Below are 845 nucleotides of genomic sequence, written 5' to 3'. Positions count from 1 at the left end.
CTTCCTGGCGACCGGCCAGTACGTCGCCCGCGCCGAGGACGAGGACCGCGCCAAGGTCGCGGCCCTGGTGGCCGACCCCAAGACCGGCCCCGGCGTGCGCGAGGGCGCCGAGCAGGCCCTCAAGGGCGGCGCGGCCGACCTGCGGACCTTCCTGACGACCAAGCTGCCCAGGCTGCGCAGCGACGACAACCGGGTCAAGCTCAGCCAGCTCATGGACCAGGGCGGCCCGGCCGTGCGCGAGGCGGCCAGCAAGGCGCTGGACGCCGGCACCGACGCGGCCGTCGAGGCCTTCCTCAACGAGGGCTTCGCCAAGGCCCAGTTCGAGGACGACCGGGTCGAGGTGCTGCGCGTCATCGCCGACAAGGAGACCGGCCCGCACACCGCCGCGGCCGCCCAGAAGGCCATGGACGGCAACGCCGAGGACGTGCGGCGCTTCCTGACCGTCGAGCTGCCGAACCTGCGCTTCAGCGACAATCGGCTGAAGGTCTCCCAGATCATCGAGACCGGCGGCCCCGCGGTGAAGAAGGCCGCCATGGCCGCCTACGAGGGCAGCTACGCGGACCTCCTGGCCTTCCTCAAGGACGGCTGGGCCAAGGCCCAGGCCGAGGACCAGGCCGTGGCGGCCAAGCAGGGCAACGGCGCGGGCAGCGGTACGGGGACGGGCGCGGGCACCGGTGGCACCGGGCAGCAGCCGCAGACCGTGCAGCCGGCCGGCCTCACCACCGGCACCGGCACCGGGACCGGCACCACCACCGGCACCCGTACGGGCGGCGGCACCACCGGCACCACCGGTTCCGGCACGCTCGCCGCCACCGGCACCGACGGGCTCGGCTGGGAGGCCGGCG

Annotated in this window: 1 protein-coding gene; it reads left to right on the top strand. The window is 74.9% G+C overall.

Going from position 1 to position 845, the window contains the following annotated elements:
- Positions 1-845: ALF repeat-containing protein (locus AE652_RS42355; RefSeq protein ID WP_049661566.1), on the top strand; the 845-nt coding region annotated here is incomplete at both ends.

The sequence above is a fragment of the Kitasatospora sp. MY 5-36 genome (genome assembly GCF_001182915.1).
GTDB lineage: Bacteria > Actinomycetota > Actinomycetes > Streptomycetales > Streptomycetaceae > Kitasatospora.
Note: the sequence above shows the minus strand (reverse complement) of the source record. Positions and strands in the feature narration are given on the sequence as shown.